General features: G+C 60.7%; 16 protein-coding genes. 8 read left to right on the top strand and 8 right to left on the bottom strand.

What is annotated here, in order from left to right:
• Positions 1 to 8: 8 nt before the first annotated feature.
• The 4 genes from gluQRS to thpR all read right to left on the bottom strand — a co-directional run bounded on the left by gluQRS (position 9) and on the right by thpR (position 2,975).
• Positions 9 to 932: a tRNA glutamyl-Q(34) synthetase GluQRS gene (gene gluQRS, locus F3I15_RS11015; protein WP_150017937.1), complete on the bottom strand. Its 924-nt coding sequence runs from the start codon at positions 930 to 932 to the stop codon at positions 9 to 11.
• 85 nt (positions 933 to 1,017) lie between these two features.
• On the bottom strand, positions 1,018 to 1,473 hold the full coding sequence (gene dksA / locus F3I15_RS11010; RefSeq protein WP_039382663.1) for an RNA polymerase-binding protein DksA: 456 nt from the start codon (positions 1,471 to 1,473) through the stop codon (positions 1,018 to 1,020).
• Positions 1,474 to 1,715: 242 nt separating this feature from the next.
• Positions 1,716 to 2,435: a DNA/RNA nuclease SfsA gene (sfsA, locus tag F3I15_RS11005; RefSeq protein ID WP_150017936.1), complete on the bottom strand. Its 720-nt coding sequence runs from the start codon at positions 2,433 to 2,435 to the stop codon at positions 1,716 to 1,718.
• Positions 2,436 to 2,444: 9 nt separating this feature from the next.
• Positions 2,445 to 2,975 carry an RNA 2',3'-cyclic phosphodiesterase gene (thpR, locus tag F3I15_RS11000; RefSeq protein WP_150017935.1) on the bottom strand — a complete coding sequence of 177 codons (531 nt, stop codon included), beginning with the start codon at positions 2,973 to 2,975 and terminating at the stop codon, positions 2,445 to 2,447.
• A 36-nt stretch (positions 2,976 to 3,011) separates the two neighbouring features.
• On the opposite strand from thpR, the gene hrpB reads away from it, so the two are divergent.
• The 6 genes from hrpB (at position 3,012) to fhuB (ending at position 14,236) form a co-directional block, all read left to right on the top strand.
• Entirely contained in the window at positions 3,012 to 5,489 is a 2,478-nt protein-coding gene (hrpB, locus tag F3I15_RS10995) for an ATP-dependent helicase HrpB (RefSeq protein WP_150017934.1), read from the top strand.
• Positions 5,490 to 5,586: 97 nt separating this feature from the next.
• The gene (gene mrcB / locus F3I15_RS10990) at positions 5,587 to 8,130 is read left to right on the top strand and encodes a bifunctional glycosyl transferase/transpeptidase (protein WP_150017933.1); all 2,544 of its coding nucleotides are present in this window, start codon (positions 5,587 to 5,589) and stop codon (positions 8,128 to 8,130) included.
• Positions 8,131 to 8,338: 208 nt separating this feature from the next.
• A complete protein-coding gene (gene fhuA, locus F3I15_RS10985) occupies positions 8,339 to 10,534 on the top strand; it encodes a ferrichrome porin FhuA (RefSeq protein ID WP_150017932.1) in 2,196 nt (731 codons plus the stop codon).
• A 43-nt stretch (positions 10,535 to 10,577) separates the two neighbouring features.
• Entirely contained in the window at positions 10,578 to 11,372 is a 795-nt protein-coding gene (gene fhuC / locus F3I15_RS10980; protein WP_150017931.1) for a Fe3+-hydroxamate ABC transporter ATP-binding protein FhuC, read from the top strand.
• 9 nt (positions 11,373 to 11,381) lie between these two features.
• The gene (gene fhuD / locus F3I15_RS10975; RefSeq protein ID WP_150017930.1) at positions 11,382 to 12,260 is read left to right on the top strand and encodes a Fe(3+)-hydroxamate ABC transporter substrate-binding protein FhuD; all 879 of its coding nucleotides are present in this window, start codon (positions 11,382 to 11,384) and stop codon (positions 12,258 to 12,260) included.
• Positions 12,260 to 14,236, top strand: coding sequence for a Fe(3+)-hydroxamate ABC transporter permease FhuB (fhuB, locus tag F3I15_RS10970; RefSeq protein WP_150017929.1), 1,977 nt, complete (start codon positions 12,260 to 12,262; stop codon positions 14,234 to 14,236). Before fhuD ends, fhuB begins: the two co-directional genes overlap by 1 nt.
• A gap of 60 nt (positions 14,237 to 14,296) precedes the next feature.
• Here the strand turns inward: fhuB and hemL are convergent, their stop codons facing one another.
• A complete protein-coding gene (gene hemL / locus F3I15_RS10965; RefSeq protein ID WP_150017928.1) occupies positions 14,297 to 15,577 on the bottom strand; it encodes a glutamate-1-semialdehyde 2,1-aminomutase in 1,281 nt (426 codons plus the stop codon).
• Between the two features lie 231 nt (positions 15,578 to 15,808).
• Between hemL and erpA the strand changes: the two genes are divergently transcribed.
• Positions 15,809 to 16,156 carry an iron-sulfur cluster insertion protein ErpA gene (erpA, locus tag F3I15_RS10960; RefSeq protein ID WP_039382693.1) on the top strand — a complete coding sequence of 116 codons (348 nt, stop codon included), beginning with the start codon at positions 15,809 to 15,811 and terminating at the stop codon, positions 16,154 to 16,156.
• Positions 16,157 to 16,188: 32 nt separating this feature from the next.
• Here the strand turns inward: erpA and F3I15_RS10955 are convergent, their stop codons facing one another.
• From F3I15_RS10955 to mtnN, 3 genes are all read right to left on the bottom strand, one after another.
• Complete coding sequence (locus F3I15_RS10955; protein WP_150017927.1) at positions 16,189 to 16,440, bottom strand: hypothetical protein; 252 nt, start codon at positions 16,438 to 16,440, stop codon at positions 16,189 to 16,191.
• A 118-nt stretch (positions 16,441 to 16,558) separates the two neighbouring features.
• On the bottom strand, positions 16,559 to 17,353 hold the full coding sequence (gene btuF / locus F3I15_RS10950; protein WP_150017926.1) for a vitamin B12 ABC transporter substrate-binding protein BtuF: 795 nt from the start codon (positions 17,351 to 17,353) through the stop codon (positions 16,559 to 16,561).
• Positions 17,346 to 18,044, bottom strand: a complete 699-nt coding sequence (gene mtnN, locus F3I15_RS10945; protein WP_039382702.1) for a 5'-methylthioadenosine/S-adenosylhomocysteine nucleosidase — start codon at positions 18,042 to 18,044, stop codon at positions 17,346 to 17,348. The genes btuF and mtnN overlap by 8 nt, the downstream gene beginning before the upstream one ends.
• Before the next feature lie 96 nt (positions 18,045 to 18,140).
• Between mtnN and dgt the strand changes: the two genes are divergently transcribed.
• The gene (gene dgt / locus F3I15_RS10940) at positions 18,141 to 19,634 is read left to right on the top strand and encodes a dGTPase (RefSeq protein ID WP_150017925.1); all 1,494 of its coding nucleotides are present in this window, start codon (positions 18,141 to 18,143) and stop codon (positions 19,632 to 19,634) included.
• Positions 19,635 to 19,696 lie beyond the last annotated feature (62 nt).

Below are 19,696 nucleotides of genomic sequence, written 5' to 3'. Positions count from 1 at the left end.
TAATAAAATCAGCGGCTAATCATAGCCTGTTGCGAACCATTTAGGAATGACGTTGTCATTTCATCCGGCTTTAGCGCGTTATGTAACGGGATCTGCGCCGGCGCCCAGCGCGTAACGGCCTGGCTCAGCAGCGACGCCAGCGGGCTATCCTGCCAGCCTTCTTCTGCCGGCTGTCCGAGAAAGCGCAGCGCCTGCACCAGCAGCGGACGCGGATCGCCAGCGGGCAGGGCAGGAGCGTGATTCTGCTTGGAGAGTTTATTGCCGTCAGCGGCGATTGCCAGCGGCAGATGCAGGTATGCCGGCGGCGTCCAGCCAAACTGCTGCCAGAGCGCGATCTGGCGCACCGTCGGGGCGATTAAATCCGCGCCGCGCACAATTTCGGTAACGCCCTGGTCATGATCGTCGACCACCACCGCCAGGTTATAGGCGAACAGCCCGTCCCGGCGATGGATAATAAAATCCTCTTCCGCCAGCTGCGGATCTGCCCGCAGCTCCCCGCGCAGCCGATCGGTAAAATGCCGGACCGGCGCATGCTGGCGCAGGCGCAGCGCCGCATTATCCGGCGGGAGCTGACGATCGCGACAGTAACCATCGTAATACCCACCCAGCTGCTGAATACGCCGGCGGCTGCAGGTGCAGAAATAGCTCTGGCGATGTGTTCTTAGCCAGGCCAGCGCTGCCCGATATGCCTCATGCCGCTGTGACTGCCACATCACTTCACCATCCCACTCCAGCCCGTAATGCTCCAGCTGCTGCAGAATGCGCATGGCAGCCCCCGGCACTTCACGCGGCGGATCGATATCTTCAATACGCACCAGCCAGCGGCCCTGCTGCGCGCGCGCGCTGAGGTAGCTGCCGAGTGCAGCAATCAGGGAACCAAAATGAAGATCGCCGGAGGGCGAAGGGGCGAAACGACCAGTACAGGAGGACATAGCAGAGGGTGTCACTGGAAGATACACCGCACGGCGGGGAAAGATTGATTTTCCCTGCTGTGCGGTGAGAACAGGCGGATGGACATCAGCCAGCCATCTGCTTCTCGCGGATCTCAGCCAGCGTTTTGCAGTCAATGCAAAGATCGGCAGTCGGACGCGCTTCCAGACGGCGAATACCGATTTCAACACCGCAGGATTCGCAGTAGCCGAAGTCGTCATCTTCCACTTTTTTCAGCGTCTTCTCGATCTTCTTAATCAGCTTACGCTCGCGATCGCGGTTACGCAGTTCCAGGCTGAACTCCTCTTCCTGCGCTGCGCGGTCAACCGGATCGGGGAAGTTAGCAGCTTCGTCCTGCATGTGTGACACAGTACGGTCTACTTCATCCCTGAGTTGGTTGCGCCAGGCTTCCAGAATCTTGCGGAAGTGGCCTAGCTGGGCGTCGTTCATATACTCTTCGCCCGGTTTCTCCTGATACGGCTCCACACCTGCGATGGCGAGGATACTCAGGGACGATGTTTTACGGTTTTGCCCTTCTTGCATGTTGTTTCTCCTGGATAACACGCACTACCCGTTGCGATTCAGACTGCCCGGCGGGATTGCCGCACGGCTGGCCTGTCTGCTCTGGGTTTATCGATTCCCATCAGGGGAAAAAAAACAGGCCGCTATAAATAGCAGAAGCAATCAAGGTTGGCAATTATTCCTGAACACACCTTGACAAGCCTGTGAGTAAAAGCGTATTTAGCGCGCCTCCGGCTCCATCCTGACACAGTTTATCGCCACTATTATGACAGCTCAGCGCAGGCTGCCACCGGCAGCGGTCGGGAGAGCTGCATCTGCTCAGGAGAAAGCGTGGCCTGATACGCAAACACTTCTACGCCACGGCGCTGTGCCTGTACCAGTAGTTCTGCGTAGTGCGCGTCGATATGGCGCGCCGGGGAAACGTCCTCAATCCCCGTGTGCAGAACAGCAAACAACAAAACGGCCCGATGACCTTCTGCCGCGATTGCACTGAGTTCGCGCAGATGCTTCTGTCCGCGGACCGTCACCGCATCCGGAAAGTAGCCTTTACCATTCTGTAAAAGGGTGACGGATTTGACTTCAATATAGCAGTTTGATCTGCCCTCTGCCTGCAGAAGGAAATCAATTCGGCTTTTTTCCGTGCCATATTTCACTTCGCTGCGGCAGTGGGTGTAACCGGATAATTCCGGAATACGCTGCTGCTGCAGCGCCTCCTGCACCAGCTGGTTAGCGCGCAGCGTATTGACGCAGATCCAGTGGCCCGCCTGCGTCTCTGTCAGCTCCCAGCTGTGCGGATATTTGCGCGTTGTGCTGGCTGGCGTGGAGTACCACACCGTGTCGCCGGGCGTGGCGCAGCCGGTCATGGCGCCGGTGTTGGCGCAGTGGATGGTCAGCAGGTCGCCCTCAGGCGTCACGATGTCAGCCAGAAAGCGCTTGTAGCGCGCCACCAGACGAGCCGGCTTGAGCGGCGGGGTAAACTGCATGGTGGATCCTCAGGCTGAAGTGAGCGGCCAGCGCGCCACGGTTTTGTAGCGCGTGCGGCCGCGGGAAAAGAGCGATGAACAGAGCGCAAACCGGGTCGCCTCCATCTGCCAGTGAAACCCGCGCGGCGGCAGCGCAATGCGCTGTGTGACGTGACGCAGCAGGGTGACGTGCGGATGAAAAGGCTGTGCGCTCTGCGCGCAGCCGTGTCGTGCCGCCTGAGCGCGCAGCAGCGACGCCAGCTGCAGCAGTCCGCGCGGTGCGCGGCGGCAGCCGAGCCATACCACGCCGGGGCGCGGCCAGTGTCCGGCATCATCCAGATCAAGCGTAAAAGCGGGCTGGCTAATACGCGCGGCGAGCTGGTGCAGGCTCTCCTGCGTCTCGCGGCTCACCTCACCCAGAAACGCCAGCGTCAGATGCAGGTTAGCCGCTGCAACCGGCGTACCCGCCTCAGCGGCAAAATTATCCGCCCGCCACTGCACCAGCTGCTGCTGAAGCGGAGCAGGCAGTTCAAGAGCAAAAAACAGGCGTTGTGTGGTCATAAGCGTGCTCCGGTGATCTGCGCCGGGTGGTGTACAATGCGCGCCATATTAGCACAGGCAGAGCAGGAGAAGAGCGTGAGTGAATTACCGGTCAGCGAGGTATTGCCTGCGCTGCTGACGGCGCTGGAGCATTCGCCCCAGGTGCTGCTGGCGGCCCCTACCGGCGCAGGAAAATCGACCTGGCTGCCGCTGCAGCTGCTGCAGCAGGCGTCGCTGCCGGGGCGTATTATTATGCTGGAACCGCGTCGTCTGGCGGCGCGCAATGTGGCTCAGCGGCTGGCGGAGCAGCTTGGCGAGCCGCCGGGCGAAACCGTGGGTTACCGGCTGCGCGGTGAGAGCTGCGTCGGTGCGCATACCCGGCTCGAAGTGGTCACCGAAGGGATCCTGACGCGCATGCTGCAGCGCGATCCCATGCTGGAGGGCGTAGCGCTGGTGATCCTCGATGAGTTTCATGAGCGCAGCCTGCAGGCCGATCTGGCACTGGCGCTGCTGATGGATGTGCAGCAGGGGCTGCGCGATGACCTGAAGCTGCTGCTGATGTCCGCCACGCTGGATAATCAGCGTCTGCAGGCGCTGCTGCCCGCTGCGCCGGCCGTTGTATCGGCCGGACGCAGTTATCCGGTCGCGCGCCGCTATGCCAGCCTCAATCCGCAGACGCGTTTTGAGGAGGCGGTGGCGCGCGAGGTTGCCCAGCTGCTGCGCGAGGAGCACGGCTCGCTGCTGCTGTTTCTGCCGGGCGTGGCGGAGATTGAGCGTGTCAGGCGGGAGCTGAGCGCACGGGTGGGGGACGATATCGATCTGGCTTCGCTCTACGGCGCGCTGCCGCTGGAGGCGCAGCGGCGCGCCATTCTGCCTGCTGCCGCCGGCCGCCGGAAGGTCGTGCTCGCTACGAACATTGCGGAGACCAGCCTGACCATTGAGGGGATCCGACTGGTGGTCGATAGCGCGCTGGAGCGGGTCGCGCAGTTTGATGCCCGCAGCGGCGTCACCCGGCTGCAAACGCAGCGTATCAGTCAGGCATCCATGACGCAGCGTGCCGGTCGTGCCGGCCGGCTGGAGCCGGGTATCTGCCTGCATCTGCTGGCAGAGGAGCAGGCGCTGCGCGCGCCGGCGCAGAGTGACGCAGAGATCTTAAGCAGCGATCTCGCCGGTCTGCGGCTGGAGCTGCTGCAGTGGGGCTGTAGCACGGTAGCGCAGCTGCAGTGGCTTGACCTGCCGCCGGCCCGCAACCTGCAGGCGGCTGACGCGCTGCTGCATCAGCTGGGCGCGCTGGACAGCGCCGGTCGGCTTAACGCCACCGGCCGGAAAATGGCGCGGCTCGGCAGCGATCCGCGTCTTGCGGCCATACTCTGCGCGGCGGGTGAGGAGAGCGATGCCATTGCCAGCGCGGCGCTGCTGGTGGCCATTCTCGAAGATCCGCCGCGCGGCGGCAGCGTCGATTTGCGTGACGCGCTGAACCACCCCCAGCCGCAGTGGCAGCGGCGGGCGCGTCAGTGGCAGCAGCGTCTGCGCGCCAGCGGCGGATGGGTAGATGCCGATCGCATTCCGCTGCTGCTGGCGGCAGGCTTTGCCGACCGCATTGCACAGCGGCGCGGCGAGAGTGCACGCTATCAGCTGGCAAACGGTCTCGGTGCCATGCTGGATGAGGATCACGGCCTTAGTCGCTATCCCGCCCTGATTGCGCCTGCGCTGCTGCAGGGGGCTGGCGCGGCGGACGCACGCATGCTGCTGGCGCTGCCGGTGGACCTGGCGGCGCTGCGGGCGGCGCTGCCACAGCTTATTACCCGCCGGGTTGACGTGGAGTGGGACGAGGAGAGAGGCACGCTGCGCGCCTGGAAACGCGAACTGCTGGGCGAGCTGGTGCTCAGCGCGCAGCCGCAGGCGCGGCCAGACGCTGAGATCCTGCATCCCGCCATGCTGCGCTGGATACGCGAAAAGGGATTGTCGGTGCTGGGCTGGACGCCGGAAGCGGAGCAGCTGCGCCTGCGCCTGCAGTGCGCAACGCAGTGGTTGCCGGAAGAGGGGTGGCCGCCGCTGGACGATACGGCATTGCTTGATACACTGGAAAGCTGGTTACTGCCTGAGATGGCGGGCGTGCGCGATCTGAAAGGGCTGCAGGGCGTTAACCTCAGCCGGGCATTATTACATTTGCTGACATGGTCGCAACGTCAGCGGCTGGATAGTGCGCTGCCAACTCACTACACTGTGCCGACCGGGAGCCGCCTGCCCATCCGCTATCACGCAGAGAATCCGCCCGCGCTGGCCGTTCGCCTGCAGGAGATGTTTGGCGAGGCGCAGAATCCGGCTATCGCTGAGGGCCGCGTGCCGCTGGTGCTGGAGCTGCTGTCACCGGCGCATCGTCCGCTGCAGATCACCCGCGATCTGGCGGCGTTCTGGCGCGGCGCGTATCCCGAGGTGCAGAAAGAGATGAAAGGGCGCTACCCCAAACATCCATGGCCGGACGATCCGGCCAGCGCCCTGCCAACAAGGCGCACCAAAAAGTTTTCCCCGTAACCCTGTGGATCGGATTCAGAGGGTTCTGCCATGCGCCGCGGGAGAAAGCAGTTAGAGTAACGGCCGCAGCTACCGCTATGCCTGGAGAGAAGAGAGTATGTCTGGGAACGATCGCGAACCTATTGGGCGCAAAGGAAAAGCGCCAAAGCCGCCGCGCACGACCGCGCGGCGCGGGCACCGCAAAGAGCCTGATGGCCACATCGGGCAAACTGATATTGATGAAGATTATGAGGAGAGCGCTCCGGTGCCACCGAAAAGTAAAGGAAGGGGTAAAGGCCCGCAGCGCGGCAAACGCCGCTGGTTAGGCTGGCTTATTAAGCTCTTCCTCGTTGTTGTTGTTGTGATGGCGGCCTGGGGCGTCTATCTCGACTCTGAGATCCGCAGCCGTATTGATGGCAAAGTCTGGCAGCTGCCTGCCGCCGTCTACGGGCGCATGGTCAGCCTTGAGCCTGGCATGGCCTATGATAAGAAAGAGATGATTGCGCTGCTGGAAGGCACGCAGTATCGCGAAGTGTCGCGCATTACGCGTCCGGGCGAGTTCAGCGTCAAAGGCAATACCATCGATCTGCTGCGCCGGCCGTTTGATTTTCCTGACAGCAAAGAGGGACAGATCAACGCGCGTCTGACCTTCAGCAACGATGAGCTTTCCAGTATTAAAAATCTCGATACCGGGCGCGACTTCGGTTTCTTCCGTCTCGATCCGCGCCTGATCACCATGCTGCAGTCGCCTAACGGCGAACAGCGTCTGTTTGTGCCGCGTGCCGGCTTCCCGGATCTGCTGGTCGATACGCTGATCGCGACCGAAGATCGTCACTTCTATGAGCATGACGGGATCAGCCCTTACTCAATCGGCCGTGCATTTCTGGCCAACATCACCGCCGGAAAAGCGGTACAGGGCGGCAGTACGCTGACGCAGCAGCTGGTTAAAAACCTGTTCCTGACCAATGAGCGTTCACTGTGGCGTAAAGCACGTGAGGCCTATATGGCGGTGATCATGGATGCGCGTTACAGCAAAGATCGCATCCTTGAGCTCTACCTCAATGAGGTCTATCTCGGTCAGGCCGGTAACGATCAGATCCGCGGCTTCCCGCTGGCCAGCCTCTACTATTTCGGGCGCCCGGTTGATGAGCTCAGCCTCGATCAGCAGGCGATGCTGGTCGGAATGGTAAAAGGTGCCTCGCTCTATAACCCGTGGCGGAATCCAAAGCTGGCGCTGGAACGACGTAATCTGGTACTGCGTCTGCTGCAGCAGCAGCAGGTGATCGACCAGGAGCTATATGACATGCTCTCGGCGCGTCCGCTGGGCGTACAGCCAAAAGGCGGCGTGATCACCCCGCAGCCCGCCTTTATGCAGATAGTGCGTAATGAGCTGCAGGCGAAGCTGGGCGACAAGGTGAAAGATCTCTCGGGCGTGAAAATTTTCACCACGCTCGATCCGGTTTCACAGGACGCGGCGGAAAAGGCGGTAGAAGAGGGGATCCCCACGCTGAAGAAACAGCGCGGGCTGAAAGATCTGGAAACCGCCATGGTGGTGGTAGACCGCTTCAGCGGTGAAGTGCGTGCCATGGTGGGCGGTTCCGATCCGCAGTTTGCCGGCTATAACCGCGCGCTGCAGGCGCGCCGCTCTATCGGCTCGCTGGCGAAACCGGCTACCTATCTGACCGCGCTGAGTCAGCCCAACAGCTACCGGCTGAACAGCTGGATCGCGGATGAACCGATTGCGCTGAAGCAGCCCAACGGCAGCGTCTGGAAGCCAATGAACGACGATCGTCGTTTCAGCGGCAAGGTGATGCTGGTGGATGCGCTGACTAACTCCATGAACGTGCCAACGGTTAATCTGGGCATGACGCTGGGGCTGGATGCGGTAGTGGATACCTGGAATAAACTGGGCGTGTCGAAAGATCAGCTGCATCCGGTGCCGGCGATGCTGCTGGGCGCGCTGAACCTGACGCCGGTGGAAGTGGCGCAGGCGTTCCAGTCGATCGCCAGCGGCGGCAACCGGGCTGAGCTGTCGGCGGTGCGTTCGGTTATCGCTGAAGATGGCTCGGTGCTGTTCCAGAGCTTCCCGCAGGCGCAGCGCGTGGAGCCTGCTCAGGCGGCCTATCTGACGCTCTATACCATGCAGCAGGTGGCGGAACGCGGTACCGCCCATGCCCTGGGCGCACGCTATCCGAAAGCGCACCTGGCGGGTAAAACCGGGACCACCAACGATCTGATCGACAGCTGGTTTGCCGGTGTTGACGGTAAAGAAGTGGCGATTACCTGGGTCGGACGTGATAACAACCAGACGTCGAAACTCTATGGTTCCAGCGGTGCAATGCAGATTTACCGTCGCTATCTCGATAATCAGGCGCCGATGCCGCTGGTCCTGACGCCGCCGGAGGATATCACGCAGATGAACGTTGATTCTGCGGGTAACTTCGTCTGCGGATCCGGCAGCAGTACCTGGCGTTCACTGCCGGTCTGGACGCTGGATCCGGCCGCACTCTGCCAGCAGCAGATGGAGCAGCAGCAGGTGTTCCAGCAGCAGCAACAGCAGCAGCAGTCTGAGCAGCAGCAACAGCCCCAGCAGCAGCAGAATGAGCAAAAGGATTCTGACGGCGTGGCGGGCTGGATCAAAGATATGTTCGGCAGTAAATAGCAACTCCTCCTCAGGGGCGCCACGGCGCCCCTTTTTTTGCCTCCGGTTTTTTATCCGCGATCAATCGATGCTGCAATCGGGCAGTAATTACGGCGATGGCGCAGATTACATCTTGCAGATCGCGCGCAGCTTCGCCTAGAATCTTTGCGTCTGATAATCATTATCGTTTTCATTCGCCCGCATTGTTCATCTGTTGAGAGACTCCTTCATGAGTGCGCGAACTACTTTTTTCCGGCCGGAGCTGACGCCTCGTCGCCCGCTGGCTTTATTCATTGCGTTAACACTGGGTACGCTGAGCGCGCAGGCGCTGGCAGAAGAGACTGTTGTTGTCACCGCTGCCGATACCGGCACGGTGGCGCAGGAGAGTGCATGGGGCCCGGCTCCGACCATTGCGGCGAAGCAGAGCGCCACCGGCACCAAAACCGATACGCCGATTGAGAAAAACCCGCAGTCGGTTTCGGTGGTGACGCAGGAAGAGATGGCGATGCATGCCGTTACCAGCGTTAAAGGGGCATTCAACTATACCCCTGGCGTACTGACCGGTAACCGCGGCAGTTCTGACGTAATTGACGCACTCTCGATTCGCGGCTTCAGCGAAACCAACACTAATCAGTATTTGGATGGCCTGAAACTGCAGGGCGACAACTACTCAGAGTTCGCCCCCGATCCCTGGTTCCTGGAGCGTGCGGAGCTGCTGCGCGGCCCGGTATCGGTGCTTTATGGAAAAAGTAATCCGGGCGGCGTAGTGGCGCTGGTCAGCAAGCGCCCCACACAGGAGACGCTGCGTGAAGTGCAGTTCCGGATGGGCAATGACAATCTGTTCTCAACCGGCTTCGATTTTGGCGGCGCGCTCGATGACGCAGGCGTCTACAGCTATCGTCTGACCGGCCTCGCGCGCAGCGCTGATGCGCAGCAGGCGATGAACAAAGAGAAGCGCTACACCATTGCGCCTTCGTTCAGCTGGCGTCCGGACGAAAATACGCGTGTTGACCTGCTGACTTACTTCCAGAATGAGCCGGAAACCGGCTATTACGGCTGGCTGCCGCGCGAAGGCACGGTGGTGGGCATCACCCGCCCGGACGGCAGCAGTTACAAACTGCCGACCCATTTTGATGAAGGCGAAGAGAGCAACAAGATTTCGCGCAACACCAAAATGGTCGGGTACAGCGTTGAGCATAGCTTCAGCGATACCTGGACGGTGCGGCAGAATCTGCGCTATGCCGAACTGCGTACGGATTACCGCAGCATTTATGGCTTCGGTTATAACCCTGAGAATCAACGTATTACCCGTAATGCGGCATTCTCGAAAGAGAAACTCAACCAGTTCGCGGTTGATACGCAGGCCCAGGCTAACTTTGCTACCGGTGATTTAGCTCATACCTTACTGCTGGGCGTTGATTTCCAGCGCACCCGTAACGACATTGATGGTCAGTTTGGTGTCGCCAGTGATCTTAGCCCATTCAATCCGCAATATGGTGATGACAGCTATACCCCTTATACCAATCCTTATCAGCATTTGAATCAGCAGCGCCAGACTGGCCTGTATGCGCAGGATCAAATGGAATGGAACCGCTGGGTGTTAACGCTCGGTGGCCGCTACGATTACGCGATGAACTCCGTTACCGATCGGGTGGAAAATTCCGTAGACCGTCAGAATGATCAGGCATTTACCTGGCGCGGCGGGGTTAACTACGTATTCGATAACGGTATTGCACCTTACTTCAGCTATAGCGAAGCGTTCATCCCGAATGCCGGTGCGACAGGGGATGGTCAGGCGTTCGATCCTTCACGCGCTAAGCAGTATGAGGCAGGCGTAAAATACGTGCCGAAAGATCGTCCGATCGTTATGACGGCCGCTGTGTATCAGCTCACCAAAACCAAAAACCTGACGGCCGATCCTGATAATCCGCAGTTTAGCGTACAGAGCGGCGAAATCCGTTCACGCGGCGTGGAGCTGGAAGCGAAAGCCGCGGTGAACGCCAGCATCAACCTGACGGCGGCTTACTCTTATACCGATGCGGAATACACCGAAGATAACTTGCTGAAAGGCCGCACGCCGGTGCAGGTGCCGAAGCACATGGCATCGCTGTGGGGCGACTACACCTTCCATGACACGGCGCTATCGGGCGTAACTATCGGTGCCGGTGTGCGTTACGTCGGTGAAAGCAAAGGATTGTATGCCAGCGGTAGCAACGCGAACCAGAACTTCGATGTCGCCGCTTACACCACGGTAGACGCTGCGCTGAAGTACGATCTGGGTCGCTTCGGCCTGCCGGGTTCGACTGTGGGCGTCAACGTCAACAATCTGTTTAATCGTGACTACGTCGCCAGCTGCTACCGCGACTACGCCTGCTACTGGGGCGCTGAGCGCCGTATCGTAGGTACCGCTACCTTCCGTTTCTGAAACTGATATCCGGGCGCGCTGCGCCCGTTAGCCAGGGAGTACCATGCTGCATTCGCACTACGCCGAAACCACTTTTGCGCTGGAGAGTGCCAGCTTTCACGTGCCGGGGCGCACGCTGCTGCATCCGCTGTCGCTCACGTTTACACCGGGAAAAGTGACCGCTCTGATTGGCCATAACGGCTCGGGAAAATCGACCCTGCTGAAAATGCTGGGGCGCCATCATGCTGCGACGGCAGGAGAAGTGCTGCTGAACGGCGAACCGGTGGCGCACTGGAACAGCAAAGCGTTTGCGCGTCAGGTGGCCTATCTGCCCCAGCAGCTGCCTGCGGCAGAAGGCATGACGGTGCGCGAACTGACGGCGATGGGGCGCTATCCGTGGCACGGTGCGCTGGGACGTTACGGTGCGGAAGATCGCAACCGGGTCGAGGAGGCGATTGCGCTGGTGGGTCTGAAACCCTTTGCCGGCCGTCTGGTGGATAGCCTCTCCGGCGGCGAGCGTCAGCGCGCCTGGCTGGCGATGCTGGTAGCGCAAAACAGCCGCTGCCTGCTGCTGGATGAGCCGACGTCGGCGCTGGATATTGCGCATCAGGTCGAGGTGCTGGCGCTGATCCAGCGGCTGAGCCGCGAGCGCGGACTCACCGTGATTGCTGTGCTGCACGATATCAATATGGCGGCGCGCTACTGCGACAGGCTGGTGGCGCTGCGTCAGGGCGAGGTTATCGCCGAAGGGGAACCGGCGGCGATCATGCAGGCTGACGTGCTGGGCACGATCTACGGTATTCCGATGGGCATACTGCCGCACCCGCAGGGCGGCGCACCCGTCAGTTTTGTTCGCTGAGGAGCAGGGATGATCTCACTGACCCGTCGTCGTCTGCTGACGGCGCTGGCGCTCTCGCCGCTTATGCAGTGCGCGCCGCTGCGTGCCGCCGTGCCGGACAATTCACGCATTCTGGCGCTGGAGTGGCTCTCTGCTGAACTGCTGATGGCGCTGGGCGTGGCACCGCTCGGCGTGGCGGATGTGCACAACTACAATATCTGGGTTGGCGAGCCGCCGCTGCCCGCCAGCACCGTCGATCTTGGTCTGCGTGGTGAACCTAATCTGGAGCTGATGACGCAGCTGGATCCCTCGCTGATCCTGTACTACAGCGGCTTTGGTCCGTCAGCAGAAACGCTGCAGCATATCGCCCCGACGCTGGGTTTTTCGCTTCACAGCGGCGACGGCAAACCGTTCAGCGCTGCGCAACACTCGCTGCGGCAGCTGGGCGCGCGCATCGGGCGCGAGGCGCAGGCGGAGCAGCATCTGCAGGAGACCGGACAGCAGCTGGCGGCGGCCCGGTTGCGCCTGCAGGGATGGGCCGGACGACCAATCCTGCTGATGTCGCTGCTCGACAGCCGGCACGCCATTGTTTTCGGGCAGAACAGCCTGTTTCTTGATGTGATGCAGCGGCTCGGTCTTACCAGCGCCTGGCAGGGTGAAACCAGCTACTGGGGCAGCGCGGTCATCGGCCTGGAGCGGCTGGCTGAAGTGGGCAACGTTGAGGTGCTCTGCTTCGACCACGATAATCAGCGCGATATGCAGCAGGTGACCCGCACCGCGCTGTGGCAGGCATTGCCGTTTGTGCGCGCTGGCCGCTTCCGGCGCGTACCGGCCGTATGGTATTACGGTGCCACGCTGGCAGCCCTGCGATTTGTACGCGTGCTGGAAAGCGCGCTGGAGCCCCGCTAATGCGTATCTCTCTTTTTCCCGCTGCGCTGCTGAGCGCAATATTTGCTATCGCTCTGCTGCTGACGTTTATCAATCTGCAGCACGCGCTGCCGCTGGCGCAGTGGCCTCAGGCGTTTTTCACGCCCGATATCGATGCGATTCGCCAGATGGTCTTTCACTACAGTCTGCTGCCGCGTCTGGCACTGGCGCTGCTGCTCGGCGCCGGGCTGGGACTGGCGGGCCTGCTGTTTCAGCAGGTGCTGCGTAACCCGCTGGCAGAGCCTGCTACGCTCGGTATCTCCTCCGGCGCTCAGCTCGGCATTACCGTTGCCACGCTCTGGCAACTGCCGGGTGGTGATCTTACGCAGCAGTTTGCGGCGACAGGCGGTGCGCTGCTGGTCGGCGTGCTGGTGTTTGGCGTGGCGTGGGGCAGACGGCTTTCACCGGTAACGCTGATCCTCGCCGGACTGGTGCTGAGCCTGTATGCCGGCGCGGTCAATCAGGTCTTTGCCATCTTTAATCACGATCAGCTGCAGAATATGTTCCTCTGGAGCACCGGGGCGCTTAATCAGCTCGACGGGCACAACGTGGCGCTGCTCTGGCCCCGGCTGCTGCTGGCGTTTGTGCTGACGCTGGCGCTGCTGCGTCCGCTGACGCTGATGGGACTGGATGATGGCGTGGCTAAAAATCTTGGCCTGTCGCTTTCCGTCGCGCGCGTTGCCGCGCTGGCGCTGGCAATTCTGCTTAGCGCGCAGCTGGTGAACATTGCCGGCATTATCGGTTTTATCGGCCTGTTTGCGCCGCTGCTGGCAAAAATGCTGGGTGCGCGGCGGCTGCTCAGCCGCATTCTGCTGGCTCCGCTGATTGGCGCGCTGCTGCTGTGGCTGGCCGACCAGTCGGTGCAGTTGCTCACGGTGTACTGGCGTGAGATTTCAACCGGCACGGCGACGGCGCTGACCGGCGTGCTGCTGCTGCTGTGGCTGCTGCCGCGGCTGCGTGCCGGCTCTCAGCCACCGGAGATGAACGCCGGGGATCGGGTGCCGGCCGAACGTCAGCGTGTGCAGCGCTGGGTGCTGACCGGGCTGGCGGTGCTGCTGCTGCTGACCGTTGCCGGTATCAGCTTTGGCCGTAACGCCACGGGCTGGGCATGGGTCAGCGGTGACATGCTGCAGCAGCTGCTGCCGTGGCGCGCACCGCGCGTGCTGGCGGCGCTGGCGGTAGGAATGATGCTGGGCGTGGCGGGTACGCTGATCCAGCGTCTGACCGGCAACCCGATGGCCAGCCCGGAAGTGCTGGGTATCAGCTCCGGGGCGGCGTGCGGCGTGGTGCTGATGCTCTTTTTTGTGCCGGGCGATGCGCTGGCGTGGCTGCTGCCGGCAGGGATAGCCGGAGCAGCGTTAACGCTCGGCGTCATTATGCTGGTTGCCAGCCGGGGGGGCTTTTCACCGCAGCGTATGCTGCTGGCGGGGATGGCGCTGAACAGCGCGTTTGCCACGCTGCTGATGCTGCTGCTGGCGAGCGGCGATCCGCGCATGGAGGGGCTGCTGAGCTGGATCTCCGGCTCCACCTATAGCATCACGCTGCCGCAGGCGCTGCAGAGTGCGGTCATTGCGCTGATACTGGTCGCGCTGGCGCCGCTGGCAAGCCGCTGGCTGACGCTGCTGCCGCTTGGCAGCGCCACCGCCCGCTCCGCGGGGATGTCACTGACGGCCTCACGACTGCTGCTGCTGCTGCTGGCCGCCGCGCTGACCGCCGCCGCGACGCTGACGGTCGGACTGCTGAGCTTTATCGGGCTGATGGCACCGCATATTGTGCGTATGCTCGGCTTCCGGCGCGCGCTGCCGCAGATGATGATGGCTGGCGTAACCGGCGCCGGACTGATGCTGGTGGCTGACTGGTGCGGCCGGATGCTGGCGTTTCCGGATCAGATCCCGGCTGGGCTGATGGCAACCTTCTTTGGCGCCCCCTATTTCATCTGGCTGCTGCGCCGCGCGTGACAGAAAAAAGGTGCGCCGTGGCGCACCTTTTTGTTATGGCTCTGTCAGAGCAGTCCGGCGTTACAGCTGGGCAAAGCAGCGACGCGCTGCGGCAACGGTACGCTCAATATCTTCCGGCGTGTGCGCCAGCGACATAAAGCCCGCCTCGTAGGCGGAGGGGGCCAGGTAGATCCCCTCGCTCAGCATCAGATGGAAGAAGCGCTTAAAACGCTCTGTGTCACAGCGGGTGACATCTGCGTAGCAGGTCACGCTTTCAGCATCGGTGAAGAACAGACCAAACATGCCGCCCACGTGGTTAACCACCAGCGGGACATTTTCCGCCTGCGCGGCAGCCAGCAGGCCCTCAGCCAGCTGTGTGGTCAACGCGGTCAGCGTGGCGTGCGTGCCTGGCTGAGCAATCTGCGTCAGGCAGGCAAAACCGGCTGCCATCGCAATCGGGTTACCCGACAGCGTGCCCGCCTGGTAGACCGGACCTGTAGGTGCCAGCGCTTCCATCACGTCGCGACGGCCACCAAATGCGCCGACCGGCATGCCGCCGCCGATGATTTTACCCAGGCAGGTAAGGTCAGGCATCACGTTGTAGTAGGCCTGCGCGCCGCCCAGCGCCACGCGGAAACCGGTCATCACCTCATCGATAATCAGCAGGGCACCGAACTCGTCGCACAGCGCGCGCAGGCCCGGCAGGAAGTCAGGCTGCGGCGGGATACAGTTCATGTTGCCGGCAACCGGTTCCACGATGATACAGGCGATATCGTCCGGATACTCTTCAAACGCCGCGCGGACAGAGGCGAGATCGTTATAGGTGCAGGTCAGCGTATGGCGGGCAAAGTCAGCCGGTACGCCGGGAGAGTTGGGCTGACCCAGCGTCAGTGCACCGGACCCCGCTTTCACCAGCAGGCAGTCGGCATGACCATGATAGCAGCCCTCAAACTTGATAATTTTATCGCGATGGGTGAAGCCGCGTGCCAGGCGGATGGCGCTCATGGTCGCTTCCGTACCGGAGTTCACCATGCGTACCATATCCATGCCCGGCATCAGCTCGCACACCAGCTCCGCCATTTTTACTTCCATCTCAGTTGGCGCACCAAAGCTCAGGCCGCGCGCGGCAGCCTCAATGACCGCGTTGCGGATGGTCGCGTTATTGTGGCCCAGTACCATCGGACCCCAGGAGCCGACATAGTCGATATAGGCTTTACCATCTGCGTCATACAAAAAGGCGCCATCGGCGCGTTCAATAAACAGCGGTACGCCGCCAACACCGGTAAACGCGCGCACCGGGGAGTTCACGCCGCCCGGGATCAGACGTTGCGCTTCGGTGTATAGATTTTCTGACTTACTCATGGTTTGGCTCCGGCTGTCTGGAAAAATTCATCCCGCCATTCTACGGGAAGATGCCGCGACGGTGAACCGCCGCGCGGCGCGCAGCAGGGGCCTCGCGCACGCAGGGTTTAAACTGTAGTTCATTTCAGGGGCACACAGTGTCAAGGGCGCTACTTGATTGCACCGGGCGGCTGGCAGATAATAGCGTGATTAAGGTTGTTTTCTGACCTGGACGTTTACGCGGAGTAAAACATGAGTGATGACGTAGCAGCGCTGCCTTTGCAGTTTACCGATGCAGCAGCCAATAAAGTAAAAAATCTGATTGCGGATGAAGAGAATCCGGCGCTGAAACTGCGCGTCTATATCACCGGCGGCGGTTGCAGCGGCTTCCAGTATGGTTTTACCTTTGATGACCAGATGAACGATGGCGATATGACTATCGAAAAGCAGGGCGTATCGCTGGTAGTGGATCCAATGAGCCTGCAGTATCTGGTGGGCGGATCGGTGGACTACACCGAAGGTCTGGAAGGTTCGCGCTTTATTGTTACCAACCCCAATGCTAAAACCACCTGCGGCTGTGGTTCCTCTTTCAGTATCTGATGCCACTCTGGCTGCCGTTCCGGCAGCCAGTTCTACCACTCAATAGTGACTAACTGTGTTGTGTCGTGCCGGCGCGCATCGCCCGCGAGCGTCTGCCGGGAAATACGCGGCTGAGCGCCGCTACCGCCCGCGCAGTCAGCTGCGGGCAGCCCCGGTGCACTGGCGGATGAGACAGTGCAGCGCGACACGATAGTCAGCGACACCGCAATCGAGCCGCTGGTGCCAGCCGCCATGGCGGACGCCGCGCCCGCCAGCATAATGGCCAGCAGTACAGCTCGGGTCATGATGAATTCCTGGTGTAGTCAAAAGCGCGTTGCGCTAAAAGGGCACGGAGCTTACGTGGCTGCCGTGCCTGCTCTCTTTATTGTCGACACATGCGGGCTGAACTTTATGCGCGGGCGCTTATTTTTTTAGCGGATGCAGCGCAGCGCAGAGCTGCTGCGCGGCCAGCATCAGGCGCGGACCGGGGCGGCTCAGCCAGTCGGGGTTAATGGCAATCACCGGTACGCTGAGCTGTGAGCGCCAGAATTGGGCGACGCTGGCGGCCTGTGCGGTATCGCCGCTAATGACAATCGCCTGCGGCTGCCGTATCAGCACCTGCTCCCGGCTGACCTGCGGCCAGCTAACCCGGCTGTCGGCAAAAATATTCTGCCCGCCGCACAGCGTGACGATCTCATTTTGCAGCGTATTACGTGAAGCGGTAAACAGCGGCTGCTGCCCGAACTGCAGAAACAGCGCCACCGGAGCAGCGTGCCGGTAGCGCTGGCGCAATGCGGCCTCCTGCGCCCGCAGCGCCTGCGCGGCTGAAACAGCCTGTTCCGGCTGCGGGCTCCAGCGCGCCAGCGACTGCACGGTATCCATCATCTCATCCAGGCTTTGTGGATCGATCCAGACCACCCTGACGCCAGCGTGTTGCAGCTGTTCAATCTGACGCGCCGGGTTACCGCCACGCCACGCCAGTACCACGTCTGGTTTCAGTTGCAGCACCTGCTCAACGCCGATGCCCTGCCAGTTCGCTACCTGCGGCAGCGTCCGGGCAGCGGGTGGATAGTCGGACCAGGCGCTGACCGCCACCGGTGTGATACCGGCGGCAAAGGCCATCTCTGTAAGATGCGGGGCGAGGGTAATGACGCGCGGAGCCGCTAACACCAGGCCGCTGCAGAGCAGCAGCAGCCCGGCGAGCAGCCACTTAGCCATGCGTCAGGCGGGCAAGCAGGCGCTCTGTCATCAGAGAGGATTGTCTGGCCGCCACGCTGAGAAACTCATCAAAACTCAGGTGTGAGGTTTTATCGGCGACGTCAGAGATAGCGCGTACCACGACAAACGGCACGTTAAACTGGTGACAGACATGACCGATGGCGGTGGCTTCCATCTCCACGGCAATCGCCTGCGGAAACTGTGAGCGGATGCGTGCCAGCGGCTCTGCACCGTTGATAAACGCGTCACCGCTGACTACCAGGCCGCGCACGGCGTTTAGCTGCAGCTCGCTAATTGTCTGCTCAGCGGCCGTCACCAGCTGGCTGTCGGCTACAAACGCTTCCGGGCAACCTGCCATCTGACCCGGTACGTAGCCAAAAGCGGTGACGTCGGCGTCGTGATAGCGTACTTCGTCAGAGACCACGATATCCCCGACCTGCAGCGTCGGCGCAAGGCCACCCGCAGAGCCAGTGTTGATCACCAGATCGGGTTTGCAGAGCTGCAGCAGCAGGGTGGTGCCCAGCGCGGCGGCCGTTTTCCCGATTCCTGATTTCAGCAGGGCAACCTCAACGCCATTGAGGGTACCGGTATAGATTTCACATCCGGCCAGCTTCAGCGTCTGACGGTTTTCAATTTTGTCACGCAGCAGGGTAACTTCCTGCTCCATCGCGCCAATAATGCCTGCTTTCATAAAGAATCTCGCTGTGTTTATAGATGTTTAAGAGGAAACTAAGGCATAGTCTATCATGGCTTCAGAGCGATGAATTCACCAAAAAGAGGGCCCGCTATGGTGGCGATTAATTTCAGGAAGAAGATCGGTTTCACGCGCCCTTATACCAGCCGTAAAGCGCCGGAAGGCGAATATGCGATTACCCGCCATTTTGAGAGCGATCGGGGCCGGATCATTAACTCCGCCGCTATCCGCCGGCTGCAGCAGAAAACCCAGGTATTCCCGCTGGAGCGCAACGCAGCGGTGCGCTCGCGGCTGACCCATTCGCTGGAGGTTCAGCAGACCGGCCGCTATATCACCAAGGAGATCCTGCATACCCTGAAAACCCAGGGCGGCGGGCTGGAGCAGTATGGCCTGGACGGCTTTGAAGGGGCCGCGGAGACGCTGGTCGAGATGGCCTGTCTGCTGCATGACGTCGGCAACCCGCCGTTTGGACATTTTGGCGAAGCGGCGATTAATGACTGGTTTGAAGATAATCTGCCGGCAGAGCTGGTGGATCCGCTGGTCGCCGGCGTGGCCAGCGACGAACAGCAGGCTGACTTTAACGAACTGAATGCAATGATTCGTCAGGATCTGTGCAATTTTGAGGGGAATGCGCAGGCGATTCGGCTGGTCCATACGCTGCTGCAGCTTAACCTTAGCTATGCCCAGGTCGCCTGCATTCTGAAATATACTGCCCCCGCCTGGTGGCAGGGGAAGAAGCCGGCTGAATTCAGCGTCCTGATGAAAAAACCCGGCTTTTACCTCTCGGAACGGGAATATATTGCGGAGCTGCGCGTTGCCACCGATCTGGCGGAACATCATCGCTATCCGCTGACCTGGATAATGGAGGCGGCGGATGATATTTCATACTGTATTGCCGACCTGGATGACGCCGTTGAAAAAGCGATATTTACCGTGGATACGCTCTATCACGCGCTGGTTAAAGCCTGGGGGCCGCTGATTCCCGGTGATGCATTTAGCCGCACCATTGGTGAGGCCTGGAAAGAGGCGAATCAGAAAAAGCGGCGCAGCATCAGCGATCAGTTTTTTATGTCACTGCGCGTAAACGTGCAGAATCTGCTGGTAGGCCACGCGGTACGACGCTTTGTTGATAACCTGCCGGCCATTTTTTCCGGCAATTTTAATCACGCTCTGCTGGAAGATGATGGTGATGAAGGGCGTCTGCTGAAGCTGTTTAAAACCGTGGCGCGTCAGCAGGTATTTAATCACCCTGAAGTAGAGCAGCTGGAGCTGCAGGGTTACCGGGTAATTAAAGGTCTGCTGGAGATCTATCAGTCGCTGATGCAGCTCAATTATGAGCAATTTACCACCTTAATGAATGATGATTATCTGGCAGGCCATCCTATTGAGACGCGTCTGTTTCATAAGCTCTCTGGTAAACACCGTAAGGCATATCAGCAGCAGATGCGCGCGCGCGTCGTTGAGCATAAATATCAGCGGCTATTGTGGGAGCGCTATTATCGCTTCCGCCTTATTCAGGATTACATCAGCGGCATGACGGATAATTATGCGTGGGACGAATATCGCCGGATGATGGCGGTAGAATAGGGCCAGTTTTGTAAAGACGACGCATAAATATTTACCTTTAGTCAAAACTTTATCGCCTTTTT

It is taken from the genome of Pantoea sp. M_9 (assembly GCF_008631385.1).
GTDB lineage: Bacteria > Pseudomonadota > Gammaproteobacteria > Enterobacterales > Enterobacteriaceae > Pantoea > Pantoea eucrina.
Note: the sequence above shows the minus strand (reverse complement) of the source record. Positions and strands in the feature narration are given on the sequence as shown.